Source organism: Azobacteroides sp. (SeqCode), from assembly GCF_055395615.1.
Map to the genome: position 1 here is coordinate 107,155 of NZ_AP014701.1, position 14,857 is coordinate 122,011.

At 29.5% G+C, this 14,857-nt stretch carries 11 protein-coding genes; all 11 read left to right on the top strand.

Translation table 11 applies throughout. The features are described 5' to 3' along the window. The first annotated feature begins 212 nt into the window (after positions 1-212). Positions 213-677: an NfeD family protein gene (locus ACZ5QM_RS00530; protein ID WP_464182905.1), complete on the top strand. Its 465-nt coding sequence runs from the start codon at positions 213-215 to the stop codon at positions 675-677. 12 nt (positions 678-689) lie between these two features. Next, complete coding sequence (gene floA, locus ACZ5QM_RS00535) at positions 690-1,670, top strand: flotillin-like protein FloA (protein ID WP_464182906.1); 981 nt, start codon at positions 690-692, stop codon at positions 1,668-1,670. Between the two features lie 1,266 nt (positions 1,671-2,936). Continuing rightward, positions 2,937-3,515, top strand: coding sequence for an anthranilate synthase component II (locus ACZ5QM_RS00540; RefSeq protein WP_464182907.1), 579 nt, complete (start codon positions 2,937-2,939; stop codon positions 3,513-3,515). Between the two features lie 16 nt (positions 3,516-3,531). Continuing rightward, positions 3,532-4,557, top strand: a complete 1,026-nt coding sequence (gene trpD, locus ACZ5QM_RS00545) for an anthranilate phosphoribosyltransferase (protein WP_464182908.1) — start codon at positions 3,532-3,534, stop codon at positions 4,555-4,557. A gap of 17 nt (positions 4,558-4,574) precedes the next feature. Further along, a complete protein-coding gene (gene trpC / locus ACZ5QM_RS00550) occupies positions 4,575-5,366 on the top strand; it encodes an indole-3-glycerol phosphate synthase TrpC (protein WP_464182910.1) in 792 nt (263 codons plus the stop codon). Continuing rightward, on the top strand, positions 5,363-5,983 hold the full coding sequence (locus tag ACZ5QM_RS00555; protein ID WP_464182912.1) for a phosphoribosylanthranilate isomerase: 621 nt from the start codon (positions 5,363-5,365) through the stop codon (positions 5,981-5,983). Before trpC ends, ACZ5QM_RS00555 begins: the two co-directional genes overlap by 4 nt. Before the next feature lie 5 nt (positions 5,984-5,988). After that, on the top strand, positions 5,989-6,759 hold the full coding sequence (gene trpA / locus ACZ5QM_RS00560) for a tryptophan synthase subunit alpha (RefSeq protein ID WP_464182913.1): 771 nt from the start codon (positions 5,989-5,991) through the stop codon (positions 6,757-6,759). A 32-nt stretch (positions 6,760-6,791) separates the two neighbouring features. Then, positions 6,792-8,327, top strand: coding sequence for a replicative DNA helicase (dnaB, locus tag ACZ5QM_RS00565; protein ID WP_464182914.1), 1,536 nt, complete (start codon positions 6,792-6,794; stop codon positions 8,325-8,327). Positions 8,328-8,416: 89 nt separating this feature from the next. Next, positions 8,417-9,103 (top strand): SIR2 family NAD-dependent protein deacylase, encoded by a 687-nt coding sequence (locus ACZ5QM_RS00570; RefSeq protein ID WP_464182915.1) that lies wholly within the window; start codon positions 8,417-8,419, stop codon positions 9,101-9,103. A gap of 1,473 nt (positions 9,104-10,576) precedes the next feature. After that, positions 10,577-14,233 carry a methionine synthase gene (gene metH, locus ACZ5QM_RS00575; protein ID WP_464182916.1) on the top strand — a complete coding sequence of 1,219 codons (3,657 nt, stop codon included), beginning with the start codon at positions 10,577-10,579 and terminating at the stop codon, positions 14,231-14,233. Positions 14,234-14,248: 15 nt separating this feature from the next. Next, positions 14,249-14,842: a Holliday junction branch migration protein RuvA gene (gene ruvA, locus ACZ5QM_RS00580; RefSeq protein WP_464182917.1), complete on the top strand. Its 594-nt coding sequence runs from the start codon at positions 14,249-14,251 to the stop codon at positions 14,840-14,842. Positions 14,843-14,857 lie beyond the last annotated feature (15 nt).

The window sequence follows — 14,857 nt, forward strand, 5'->3', positions numbered from 1 at the left end:
AAAATAAAAGCCTTTTAAAAAGACAATTTTAGTAAAAAATTTAGGAAAAGTAGGTCGTTTGCATAGTCAAAGCAGGAATTTTTAGTGTAATTATGATAATGCACTTACACTTCGTGCAAGTCTAAATACGTTGTTAAAAACAACAAAACAAAAAAAAGTATTGATCAATGCTCGTAATTCAGACATTTTTATTTAATTAATCCAAAGTATATATGGATGCTTTCATTGTCGTTATTCTTTGTTCACTAGGAATTCTTTTGATACTACTGGAATTTTTTCTTATTCCAGGTGTTACATTTCTAGCTATTGCTGGATTATTTTCCACAGTAGGAGGGGTTCGCTGTGCATTTACTTATTTAGGATTTAAATTCGGAATAATCACTTTAAGTTTAGTAGTATCCACTGTTATTGCTTCTATTATTTATATAGTTAAATCTAACTTACTAAATAAAATTGCTTTGGAAGCTAATATCAAATCTACAGTAGCTAGCGAAAACATTTTAAATATTTCTGAAGGAGACGAAGGAATAACTATTTCTAGACTTAATCCAGTTGGAAAAGTAGAGGTAAACAATATAATTATAGAAGGCAAATCATTGAATAATCTCATTGACGAAAATACTAAAATAATTGTTTTAAAAGTAACTCCTACTCAATTAATCGTAAAAACTAAATAAATCAAATTCAAAATGGAAATAACATTATTTCTTTGGACAATATTTATTGTAACAGCTGTTACTTTATTGTCTATTTTTTTCTATTATGTACCTTTTGTTCTTTGGGTCACTGCAAAAGCGTCAGGTGTAAACATTTCTCTTGTACAACTTTTTTTAATGCGATTAAGAAAAGTTCCACCTCCTATAGTTGTAAATGCAATGATCGAAGCTCATAAAGCTGGATTAAGAAATATTGCTAGAGATCAATTAGAAGCACATTACTTAGCAGGAGGACATGTAGAACGGGTTGTTCATGCTTTAGTATCGGCAGAAAAGGCTAATATTGCTCTAACTTTTCAAATGGCAACAGCAATAGATTTGGCAGGACGTGATGTATTTCAAGCAGTACAAATGTCTGTTAATCCAAAAGTAATTGATACCCCTGCTATTGCTGCAGTAGCAAAAAATGGAATTCAACTTTTGGTAAAAGCAAGAATAACAGTTCGTGCCAATATAAGACAATTGGTTGGAGGTGCGGGCGAAGAAACCGTAATTGCACGAGTAGGAGAAGGAATAATTGCTTCTATTGGTGCATCAGAAACTCATAAAGAAGTACTAGAAACACCAGATGCTATATCTAAAGTGGTTTTAAAAAAAGGTTTAGATGCAGGAACGGCATTTGAAATATTGTCTATTGATGTAGCAGATATTGATATAGGTAAAAATATTGGTGCAGAATTGCAAATGGATCAGGCTCAAGCTGATAAAAATATTGCACAAGCAAAAGCAGAAGAACGCCGAGCAATGGCTGTTGCATCCGAACAGGAAATGAAAGCAAAAGCACAAGAAGCACGCGCTAAGGTAATAGAGGCAGAAGCAGAAGTTCCAAAAGCAATGGCAGAAGCGTTTTGTAACGGTAATTTAGGTGTTATGGATTATTATAAAATGAAAAATATCCAAGCAGATACTAGTATGCGGGAAACTATTGCAAAACCGAAAAAAACAACAAAATAAAACAGGTATAATCTTTTAATTGTTCTGAACAATTAAAAAGGTATTTTTTTGTAAATTGTTAGTAAAATCCTAATATTAGTATTAATGTTGATATTACAATGCTGATATTATTTCGGTATAAAGTATTTTTTTCTTAAAAATTTTAAAGAAATATTAAAAATTCAGAAAATATTAAATAATGTCAGAGTGACTTGTCTATATTTTAATATGGTTTGAGACTATGTCTGAATTCTTATTACTTATAATAATAGAAACAAAGAGCTAAAAAAATTAATATAATTAATGAGAGATTTACAACCTAAAAGTTGCTTTTTTATGCTCATTTGAGCTATTAAAAGGTAAATTTTTAAGGAGATATTGTAAAATAAATTCAAAAAAATCAGAAGACTTTAGCATTTGTGAGTATTCTAAATATTATTTTATTACTTTGTGTCCTTTGTAGGACACAAAGTAATAAAAATCTAACTCTACGAAAAACTATAATCCTGACAAAATAGAAACAATAAATAAGTTAAATTCTTATAAATCTGTTCCAGGTATTCCAAAGACATTATCCAAAGCAAAAATTTTATATTTTTTGTTATCTTGTCTATCTATACAAATTTCTGAAGAAGTAAAAAATCATAGATCAATAATACAAATAGTATAACGACTTGTTTAGTACTCTATAACTAGAGCATCATATTTAATGTAACTGAATTATTAATATTTCAGATCACTGTCTCTATCCCTATACAATATTAACCCTACTTTAAATTAGTTAGTTAATCTACCTATATAATACATAATATTTAATAGATCGAGTTAGAAACTTATAATTTGAATCTTGCTTACAAAAAATGTAATCTTAAATTTATACTAAAAAATATATTTTTGTCTCATTTGAATATTTTTTCGAAGTATTATGAATAATTATCATAGATAAAAAATCACATATTGTTTTTCAAAAATTAATTTCTAATTGTAAAATGATTTTATATATCCAAAGAAGTAATGAGTACAGCGTTCCAATTATTGTCAGTAATAAATTTTTTAGTTATCAAACTACTTACTTTATCAATTCTCCCTTAATTTCTATAAAAAAAATAACACAACTGAAATTTTTACATTTGAGAACAAAATAGTAACTCCCTGTATTATATACTTGAATTTTTTAAAAGAAACTAATTCCTTCATTTTTCAATTAGAACATAAAAATCCCAATACATTACTTCTTCACTTTCAACTAAAAATATTATCTTTGCTCAGATAGAAGTCTATAATAAAGTGAAAATACTAATATTCGATAATTACGATTCTTTTACTTATAATTTAGTTCATTTAGTTAGGGAACTGGGGTACAACGATATAAAAGTTCATCGAAACGACAAAATTAGCTTAAATGAAATAAAAAAATTTGAGCGAATTATCCTTTCCCCAGGCCCAGGGCTCCCATCTGAATCAGGTCTTTTATTGCCTTTAATTAAGTATTTTGCTCCTATTAAACCTATTTTAGGTGTTTGCTTAGGGCATCAAGCTATAGCAGAATCCTTTGGTGGAAAGTTAATTAACTTAGAAAATGTATATCACGGAGTTGCAACACCTATCCAAATCATTGTTCAAGAAGGAATATTTGCAACCTTACCAAAACAAATAAAAGTAGGAAGATATCATTCATGGATAGTAGACACAAATAACTTCCCTGAAGAATTGCAAATTACAGCAAAAGATTCCGAAGGCTATGTTATGGCATTAAAGCACAAGATATGGAATGTTTATGGCGTACAATTTCATCCTGAATCTATACTGACTCCGGAAGGAAAGGAAATTGTTTCCCAGTTTCTTTTAGGAGTAAATTATCAATAATAAACTCATATAGTTTATGAATAAAAAAATTTCTTCCAAGGGATTTAGAAGAATTTTAACTCGTTTATTTGAACATCAATATCTAACTCGAAGCGAAGCTAAAGAAGCATTAACCCATATAGCAACTGGAGAATACAATGAAAGTCAAATAGCTGCTTTTATCACTGTCTATTTTATGAGAAGTATTAGTATAGAAGAAATACTCGGGTTTCGTGAGGCTCTTTTGGAAATGTGTATAAATATGGATAGATTAAGAGACTATAATCCGATAGATATTGTAGGTACTGGAGGAGATGGAAAAAATACCTTCAATATTTCAACGGCCGCTTGTTTTGCAACAGCTGGGGCAGGATACAAAGTTGTAAAACATGGAAACTATGGATCTACTTCCGTAAGTGGAGCTTCCAATGTAATAGAAGAACACGGCGTACGATTTTCTAAAGACTTAGATTTACACATACGTTCTTTGGAAGAGACTAACATTACTTATCTACATGCACCTCTGTTCAATCCAGCGTTGAAAACCGTTGTACCTATTCGAAAAGCATTAGCAGTTCGTACTTTTTTCAATATATTGGGACCTATTGTAAACCCACTCATGCCTAAACGCCAAGTATTAGGTGTATATGATTTAAAGATGGCTCGTTTATATAATTATATTTATCAAGAGAGCGGTAATGATTTCTCAATTGTACATAGTTTGGATGGTTATGATGAAATTTCATTAACAGATGCTTTCAAAATTATTAATACATTTGAAGAAAATATCTATACACCCGAAAGTTTAGGGTTTCAAAAAGTTTCTCCTATAGAACTTTATGGGGGAGACACTCCTTACGAAGCTGCCAAAATATTCGGTAATGTGTTAAATAACACAGCGACCGAAGCACAAAAAAATGTAGTATTAATAAATGCAGCAGTAGCTATTCAAACTATTGAACCGAAACTAAATATGCAAACTTGCATAAACAAAGCAAAGGATTCTATAGAATCAGGAAAAGCTCAAAAGACATTAGTGAAATTTTTAGAAATAAATCATTAAAATGTTTTTTTGATATTATGAATCTAAACATTCTTGAAACTATTTCTTCAAATAAGTATTTTGAAGTTATTAGACAAAAAATAATACTTCCTTTTAATTATTTAAAAAAAAAGTTAGAAAAAACTCATCATTACAAAAAAATCTCATTTAAGCAATCATTGATACAATCCAGTACAGGAATTATTGCTGAATTCAAGCGATGTTCACCATCTAAAGGATGGATATATAAGGATGCTAATATAGAAACTATTATACAAGGATACGAAATGATGGGTGCAGCTGCTATTTCAGTACTCACCGACGAAATGTATTTCGGAGCTTTACCAAATGATTTTTTTATAGCTCGTCGATCCGTTACAAATATACCTATTTTACGAAAAGATTTTATCATAGATGAATACCAAATCTACCAATCTAAAGTAATGGGAGCAGATATAATTCTTCTGATAGCTGCTCTTCTCTCTCCTGATGAGCTATTTCGATTCACAGAGATAGCTCATCAATTAGGTATGGAAGTTTTATTAGAAGTACACAGTAAAGAAGAATTAAACTATATCCAACCTAATATTGATGTAGTAGGTATCAATAATCGTAATCTAAAAACATTTGTTACAAATATTCAACATACTATTGAATTATCAAGCAGAATACCACAGGAATATGTAAAAATTTCAGAAAGCGGGCTTTCACACCCACAAATTATTTCTCGATTAAAAAAAGAAGGATTTAGTGGATTTCTTATAGGAGAGCATTTTATGAAAAAAAAAAATCCTGCACAAGCACTAAAAAAATTTATTGAACAATTATGAATATAAAAGTTTGCGGGATGAAATATCCCGCAAATATAGTAGCATTAAGCAAGCTCCATATCCAAATGATAGGATTAATCTTTCATAAAAAATCTCCTCGTTATGTTGAGAAATTAGATATAAATACTTTTAAACTTCCACAATATATTCAGTTGGTAGGTGTCTTTGTAAATGAAATTCTAAAAAATATTTTAAATACAATCGATCGATATAATATAAATATTGTACAATTGCATGGTAAAGAATCTCCTCGATTATGTAAAGAATTAAAAAAACATGGAGTATTAGTAATAAAAGCTCTTTCAATAGAAGAAGAAGAAGATTTGGCTCTTTGTATTTCTTATGAAAATATCTGTGACTATTTTCTTTTTGACAAAAAAACTTCTCATTATGGTGGTTCAGGTAAAAAATTTGATTGGCAAATACTTTCTACCTACCGTAGGAAAGTCCCATTTTTTTTAAGTGGAGGTATTAATAGTAACGATATAGAAGCTATTAAAAAACTAAAAAATCCTCAATTGTGTGGTATTGACTTAAACAGTCAATTTGAAATAAAACCTGGACTAAAAGATATTAACAAAATCCGATCATTTATTTCTAACTTTACTAATGTATAATGTTTATGAACAAAATAACGACTCTATTTCAACAAAAACAACGAAATATTTTTTCTATTTATTTTACTGCTGGATTTCCTCAACTAAATGATACTGTGGAAATAATTAAAGAATTGCAAATAAACGGTATTGATATGATAGAAATAGGTGTTCCGTTTTCTGACCCTGTAGCAGATGGAAAAGTAATTCAAGCAAGTAGTTACAGAGCAATTCAAAATGGAATGAATCTGAAAATCCTTTTTAAACAATTAGAAACCATTAAAAATGAAATTCACATTCCATTGATAATGATGAGTTACTTAAATCCAATCATACAATATGATTTTAAAAAATTTTGTAAGGATTGTCAGAAAATAAATATATCAGGTTTAATTATTCCCGATTTGCCCTTTGAAGAATACCTCGATGAATATAAATTCATTACAGATATTTATAATTTAAAAATGATTATGTTAATAACTCCCAAAACTTCCGAAGAACGAATTCATCTTATTGACAATAATGTAGAGGGATTTATTTATATGGTTTCTGCTGCCGCAACAACTGGGATACAAAAAAGTTTTGATAAGCAAAAACAAGAATATTTTTATAAAATTAACAGTATGAAATTACGAAATCCTCGATTAATTGGTTTCGGAATTTCAAATAAAAAAACATTAGCTACTGCTTTTAAAAATGCTTCAGGAGCAATAATTGGAAGTAAATTTATAAGTCTATTGGCAGAAGAAAATAATCCAAAGGGAGCAATACAAAGACTTGTTACTGAATTAAGATAATTTAGTCCACCTAAAAAACTATCTAATACATAATGGTAATACAAAAAAAAACTAATAAAATTAATCTATACAAAAAAACAACGTCCCCTACTGAAGAAATCGGACGTATCCAGCCTCAAGCACGTGAATTGGAAGAAGCAATACTTGGAGCCTTAATGCTGGAGAAAGATACTTATTCCATGATTAGTGAAATATTAACTCCTCAAAGCTTTTACGACAAAAATCATAGATTGATATTTACTGCTATTCAAGATCTTTCTATGAAGCAGGAACCCATCGATATCCTCACTGTAATAGAGCAACTGCGACGAAATGGAACATTAGAAGATTCTGGAGGTATTTCTCATATTATCCAACTATCACAAAAAGTGGTTTCTAGTGCACATTTAGAATATCATGCTCGTATTGTTGCTCAAAAATCGTTAGCAAGGCAATTAATTTCCTTTTCATCTAATGTAACAAACAAAGCCTTTGACGAAACTATTGATGTGGAAGATTTAATGCAAGAAGCTGAAGGCCAACTGTTTAAAATATCTCAACAAAATGTTAAAAAAGATTTTACACAAATTGCTCCTATTGTCCATAGTGCTATTAATCTAATACAAGAGACCACTAAACATCCGGATGGATTAAGTGGATTACAGTCAGGTTTTACAGATTTAGACAAAATTACTTTTGGATGGCAGCATTCCGATTTAATTATAATAGCAAGTCGTCCATCTATGGGTAAAACAGCTTTTATTTTATCTATGGCTAAAAACATGGCAATAGATTTCAGTATTCCCGTAGCTATTTTTTCGTTAGAAATGTCTAATATTCAATTAGTTAATCGTCTAATTATAAATATTAGCGAAATTGAAGGAGAAAAAATTAAAAGTGGTCGATTAGAAAATTATGAATGGCTTCAGTTAGACAAAAAAATAAAACTGCTCTATGATGCTCCCATTTTTGTAGATGATACACCAAGTCTTTCAATTTTTGAGCTCCGTACCAAGGCTCGCCGTTTAGTTAAAGAACAAAAAGTAAAATGTATTATAATAGACTACTTGCAACTGATGAACGCTAGTGGGCTAAACTTCAATAGTCGAGAACAAGAAGTTAGTATCATTTCTCGCTCCCTGAAAGGCTTAGCAAAAGAACTTGATATACCTATAATAGCTCTCTCCCAACTGAATCGAAATGTAGAGAATCGTTCTTTAAGAGATAGCGGATCAGATGCAAAACGTCCGCAACTATCTGACCTAAGAGAATCAGGAGCAATAGAACAAGATGCTGATGTAGTTTGTTTTATACATCGTCCAGAACAATATAAAATTCTAGAAGATAACCAAGGTAACGACTTACGAGGTAAAGCTGAAATCATTATTGCTAAACATCGCAATGGTTCTACTGGTGATATTATGCTATCTTTTAAACAAGAATACATTCGTTTTCAAAATTTAAATGAAGATCAAATTATATTAGAATATCAATCTCGTTTGAATAGTCAAGCAGATTTTCTTTTGCAAGAAGAAACCTACCTTCAAAAATATCAAAGAAAATTAGATACTAAAAATTTGCCTCTTTAAAATTTACTTCTTACTATAGAAAAAATATTAGAAGTAATAAAAAAAAAAATCCCCGTATTCTTTTCTGTATAGAATTTTAGCAAGAGATTATGAAAAAAAAAATGGTTGTTTTAAGTGGAGCTGGAATGAGCGTAGAGAGTGGTATTTCTACTTTTCGTGATAAAAATGGGTTATGGGACAAATATGATATAATGCAAGTAGCTCATATTGATAGTTGGTATATTAATCAAAATCTGATACTACAATTTTACAATGAACGTCGTAAAAAACTCGCTTCTGTTTTTCCAAACAAAGGGCATCAAATTATTGCCGAATGGGAAAAAAAATTTGATGTTACTATTGTTACTCAAAATATAGACGATCTACATGAAAGAGCAGGAAGTAATCATGTTATTCACTTACATGGTGAACTAACAAAGGCATGTAGTTCAAAAAATAAAGATAAAAAATATATAATAGACATTGGTTACAATGATATACTTCCAGGGGATCTTTCTGTTGATGGTTCACAGCTCCGTCCATTTATTGTTTGGTTCGGAGAAGATGTTCCAGAGATAGAGCGTGCTTCCGTTGCAATTTCTCATGCTAATATTATCGTTATCATTGGAACATCTATGCAAGTTTATCCTGCTGCCAGCCTAATTCATTACGTACAAGTAAATGCTTCTATTTATCTAATAGATCCAGCTAAAGTGTCTATTACTTCTGCTAATGCAGAAGTAATACAAGAAAAGGCAAGCAAAGGACTAGCTATCTTAAAAGAGAAACTTATATAATTTTAACTATAACATTCTAACAATAGCAGCTGACACTTCTTTTTCTCTCTATTTCCTTAAGAAATCATAGAGGAAAATATATTTTACTATTTAAATTAAATTAGTAAAATTGTTTAAAACAGAACGAAAATCGATCTTTTAAGGGACAGATTTATAAAAAATCAATCTTAAACATCAATATCCATATGCGTTTCTATAACAATATCTCATCATATATAAATCGTCTGATACACTCAGAAAATCGTAAATAATACATTCAATAACAAATGTTAAACATATCAGAAAATTTAGGTTTCATCTTTATTAATGCAAAAAAACTACTAGTAAATCACGGATTCCACTACATTCAGTAGAATAAAGAATTTAAAAATCGAAAAAATAACAAAAAGTCATTTTAATTTAAAGTATTAGAAATTAAGTGATATATACATCTCAAGAATTATTAATACTATATTTTGGTGCTTTCTCTACATTTTAACCGTTTTTTCATTATGATGCTCACATTACAGTCTGATCGTATTCCAATAATTACCAAATCCTTCCATAAACATGACTATACTGAATAATTTTTATAAAAGATACTTAATACAATTATTAACCACTTCAAAATCATCATCTATGAATAGATTCTTCATTCTTTATCAAAAAGAAATAAACTAACTCATATCTAACATACATATACTACATTTTACTCAATAATTAGTAATACGTGAATTTTCTATCTAATATTTGGAATTTAAAAATTAACTAACAGAGCAATATTTTTCATTTAATCTCAGAAATTCTGTATCAAAAAATAATATAAACTTTATCCAAAAGCTATCTAATCTCTATTTAAAAGCAATTTTCAATACAATGCATTAAATATGATTAAATCATAATCAACAAAAGTAATAAGAATTCTAGTAAACAAATAAAATTATCAATCTGATGGATACTATTATATACTTGCAAAAGTGATTTTTTTCTCAATCAAACTGACTATAAACTGTTACAATTCAGTAGTTAAATAATTTTCATATATTTAAATCCAAATAATACCTGTTTATTTAACACAATGAGTGGTATTATCTACATTTTACATTAGAAAATATATGAAATTTTATTGTTTGTAACAATTTATACTTTTTGTCTGCAAGACAAATTAAACTATATAAATAGATTAAAGAAAGGAGACTAAAAGTATATTATGTACTGCTTTTAATTCCTTTAAATTGATTGTAGATATTGTCATATCTACAATCAATACCTGTATATTATAATTCGTAACATAGCATTTTCATAAAAAATGCCCGAAAATCTTATTTTACTTCCATCAATAATTTAAGAAAGATTTTATGATAAAAAGATTACTGCTATGAACTATAAAAAATAATACTGTATTTTACAGAATATTTTAAATAAATATTGAAATTTGAGTTTTTTATCACAAAATATAAAATTTTTGGTTATATTTAAAAATTATATTATCCTATGAGTTCTATATCTCATCTTTTGGAAGAACGTATTCTCCTTCTTGACGGAGGAATGGGAAGCATGATACAACGTTACAAACTTAAGGAGGTAGACTATCGTGGAAAACATTTTGCTGATATACCTGGAGAGATGTATGGAAATAGTGATATATTATGCATTACTCGCCCTGATATCGTACAATCTATTCATGAATCTTATTTAGATGCAGGAGCTGATATCATAGAAACTAATTCCATGAATATGACAGCCATAGTAATGGCTGATTACGGTATAGAAAATCATGTTAAAGATTTAAACAAAGCTGCTGCTACAATAGCCAAAGAATTAGCAGAAAAATATACACGACTTACTCCAGACAAGCCTCGTTTTGTGGCAGGATCAATTGGACCAACAAATAAAACATCTTCTTTTTCTCCTGATGTAAATAATCCCGCTTATAGAAACATTACTTTTGACGAACTTTACGAAGCTTATTGTGAACAAGTTAATGCTTTAATGGCTGGAGGAGTGGATATATTACTTATTGAGACAGCTTTCGACACTCTCAACGTTAAAGCAGCTTTAATGGCTGCCGAAAACGAAATGAAAATTGCAAAGAGAAAACTTCCACTCATGGTTTCTTATACTTTATCGGGTAACAGTGGACGTATTCTTTCAGGTCAGACTTTGGAAGCTGCTCTTACATCAGTTTCACACATGGATTTATTGAGTATCGGTTTGAATTGTTCGTTTGGAACAAAAACTATGAAGCCTTTTCTTAAAGAATTAGGACGGATAGCAAACTGTTATATAAGTGCTTACCCCAATGCAGGATTGCCCAATGCTCTTGGTGAATATAGAGAAACACCAGAAATGATGGTAGAGCAAATACGTGAATATATAGATGAACGTTTGGTCAATATCGTGGGTGGGTGTTGTGGAACAACACCCACCCATATTGCTGCAATTGCTCATTTAATAAATGAACGTAAAAAATACATTCGTATACCTATTGCAAAAAGTACTGAATTAGTACTTTCAGGATTGGATGTTTTACATATTCCTTCCAAAAATTCGAATTGTAAAAAAATAAAGAGAAGTTCAGATTTTGTTATTATCGGGGAACGTTGCAATGTTTCTGGAAGTCGTGAATTTTTTCGATTAATTCAAGCAAAAAATTATGAAAAAGCCTTAAAAGTTGCACGAAAACAAATAGAAGACGGTGCTCAAATATTAGATATCAATGTAGACAATGGTTTGTTAGACGGTATTCGAGAAATAACTAATTTTTTGAATTTGATAATCTCTGATCCAGATATTGCCTCTGTCCCAATTATGATAGATAGCTCAGATTGGAATATTATAGAAGCAGGATTAAAGTGCCTACAAGGCAAGTCTATTGTCAACTCTATCAGTTTGAAAAATGGAGAAAATGATTTCTTAAATAAAGCTCAAAAAATAAAATCTTATGGGGCAGCAATTGTTGCTATGGCTTTTGATGAAAAGGGGCAAGCTGATAGCTACGAAAGAAAAATAACTATTTGTCATCGTATGTATGAGCTACTAACTGATAAAATCGGGTTTCAACCTTCAGATATTATTTTTGACCCAAATATATTAGCAATTGCTACAGGAATAGAAGAACATAATAATTATGCTGTAGATTTTATTCAAGCAATTAAATGGATAAAAAAAAATTTACCTTTTGTTAAAGTTTCTGGAGGAATAAGTAATTTGTCTTTTTCTTTTCGTGGAAATAATTATTTGAGACAAATGATACATTCTGTATTTCTTTTCCATGCTATTAATGCAAATATGGACATGGGAATTATTAATCCAAAAGAAAATCTTACACAAGTAAATATCCCATCAGATTTAAGAAAATTAATTGAAAATGTCTTATTTAATCATTCTAATTATGCATTGGAAGATTTAACAGGATATATCAAAAAACAAACAATTTCATCTAATGACGATAAAAAAAATAGTAAAAAGAATAATGAATGGCGAACTTTTTCAGTAATAGAACGATTGAAATATGCTATTATCAAAGGTGTAGATGACTTTTTAGAAACAGATTTACAAGAAGCCATAAAAATATATCCACAAGTGATGGACATTATAAACTATCCTTTGATGGATGGTATGAATATAGTTAGTGGCTTCTTTAGTGATGGAAAAATGTTTTTGCCACAAGTAGTAAAAACTGCACGCATAATGAAAAAAGCGGTAACTATTTTACAACCACATCTAAAAACAGATAAAAATGAACAAATAACAAAAGCTGGCAAAATATTATTTGCTACAGTTAAAGGAGATGTACATGATATTGGGAAAAACATTACAAGTACTATTTTATCTTGTAATAATTATGAAGTCATAGATATAGGTGTAATGGTTCCTTCGGAAGAGATTGTTAAAAAAGCAAAAGAACATCAAGTAGATATAGTTGCATTAAGCGGATTAATTACACCTAGTTTGCTAGAAATGTCTATAGTCGCATCAGAAATGGAAAAAGCAGGGTTATCCCTCCCTTTGTTAATTGGCGGAGCCACTACTTCTAAATTACATACTGCTTTAAAAATTGATCCATTTTATCGAGGAGCAGTAGTTCATGTATCAGATGCCTCAAAAGTTGTATCAATTGCCAATCAATTACTAAATACTTCTTCCAGAGAAGATTACATAAAAAAAATAAAAAATGAATATTATGCTTTACGAGAATATACAAACAATCGAAAAGAACTTGTTCCTTTATACTACGCAAGGAAACACTCATTAAAAATAAAGCATACAGAATATAATATTCCTAAACCAATGATAGATGGTACAAAAATTTTGAATTTTATTTGTATAAAAGACATTTTACCTTACATCAATTGGGGAGCTTTTTTGGCAACATGGAAATTTCCTGTCCAATATGTATCCTTTTTTGAAGAAAAAAAACAAGTATCAAAAAATGAACAAGACAAGTTTAATGAGGCTATTCATTTGGTAAATGAAGCTAAAAAATGGTTGTCTATATGGAGCGAAAATGATCCTAAAATAGTTCGTGCAATTATTGGATTCTATCCTGTGAAAGTGAGAAACGAATCATTGATAGTGGAAGGAGAAAATATACCTTTACTTCGACAACAAGAAAAAAGAAAAGATAATATTTATAAATCTTTAATTGATTTTATTAATCCTGAAGGAGATTATATAGGTTTTTTTACTGTTACAGCAGGAAATACAAATGTTCATTTATCAAAAGATGATTATCAAAATATGATAATACAAATTTTGTGTGATTGTTTAGCAGAAGCAGCAGCTGAATATTTGCATGAAAAAGTCCGCAAAAAATATTGGGGATATGCACCAAATGAATCTTTTACTCCAAAAGAATTACTAAAAGTACCTTATCAGGGGATTCGTCCAGCTTCAGGTTATCCTGTTCATCCTGATATTTCACTTAATTTTATTATAGATAATTTGTTAAAAATGGAAAAAATAGGTGTAAAATTAACATCTAATGGAGCAATTTGCCCAACTGCATCTATTGCTGGCATGTATATTGCTCATCCAAAAGCACAATATTTTTATATTGGGCAAATAGATGATTTTCAGCTATCTGATTATGCTATAAGAAAAGGTATTTCCATAAATGAAGCTAAAAAATGGTTAAGGACGTTCTAATTGAACGTATAGAATATGTTAGATTTCATCAAAGGCGAAATTGTCGAGTTAACTCCTACTTCAGTAATAATTGAAGCATGGAATCTAGGATATATGATTGCCATTTCATTAAATACATATTCTTCACTTACCAAAGTAAAAAAATGTAAACTATATCTTTGCGAAATTTTTAGAGAAGATATCCACCAACTTTTTGGTTTTATAGATAAAAAAGAGAGGAAACTATTTCTTCATCTTATGTCCGTATCTGGGGTTGGGGCAAATACCGCACGTATGATTTTATCGGCTTTAACTGTTTGTGAACTAAAAAGAGTTATTTCTTCTAGTGATGTGTTAGCTTTGAAAGCAATAAAAGGTATTGGGAAAAAAACCGCTGAAAGAATTATCATTGATTTAAAAGATAAAATGAAACCTATCAATATTCTTTCCGAGAATACCTTTGTTAAAAATATTTCTTCTAATGCAATCAACAAAAAAGAAGCCATTTTAGCATTAGTTATGTTAGGATTCAATCAATCAACTTCACAGAAAGTAGTCGATAAAGTTGTCAATAATAATCCAAATCTTACAATAGAACAAATTATTAAAGATGCTTTGAAATTACTGTAATATTTTCTATTAAGG

Coding starts and splice junctions, on each gene's coding strand:
- ACZ5QM_RS00530 (WP_464182905.1), top strand. CDS start 213: ATGGATGCTTTCATTGTCGTTATTCTTTGTTCACTAGGAATTCTTTTG.
- trpD (WP_464182908.1), top strand. CDS start 3,532: ATGAATAAAAAAATTTCTTCCAAGGGATTTAGAAGAATTTTAACTCGT.
- ruvA (WP_464182917.1), top strand. CDS start 14,249: ATGTTAGATTTCATCAAAGGCGAAATTGTCGAGTTAACTCCTACTTCA.
- floA (WP_464182906.1), top strand. CDS start 690: ATGGAAATAACATTATTTCTTTGGACAATATTTATTGTAACAGCTGTT.
- ACZ5QM_RS00570 (WP_464182915.1), top strand. CDS start 8,417: ATGAAAAAAAAAATGGTTGTTTTAAGTGGAGCTGGAATGAGCGTAGAG.
- ACZ5QM_RS00555 (WP_464182912.1), top strand. CDS start 5,363: ATGAATATAAAAGTTTGCGGGATGAAATATCCCGCAAATATAGTAGCA.
- dnaB (WP_464182914.1), top strand. CDS start 6,792: ATGGTAATACAAAAAAAAACTAATAAAATTAATCTATACAAAAAAACA.
- trpA (WP_464182913.1), top strand. CDS start 5,989: ATGAACAAAATAACGACTCTATTTCAACAAAAACAACGAAATATTTTT.
- trpC (WP_464182910.1), top strand. CDS start 4,575: ATGAATCTAAACATTCTTGAAACTATTTCTTCAAATAAGTATTTTGAA.
- metH (WP_464182916.1), top strand. CDS start 10,577: ATGAGTTCTATATCTCATCTTTTGGAAGAACGTATTCTCCTTCTTGAC.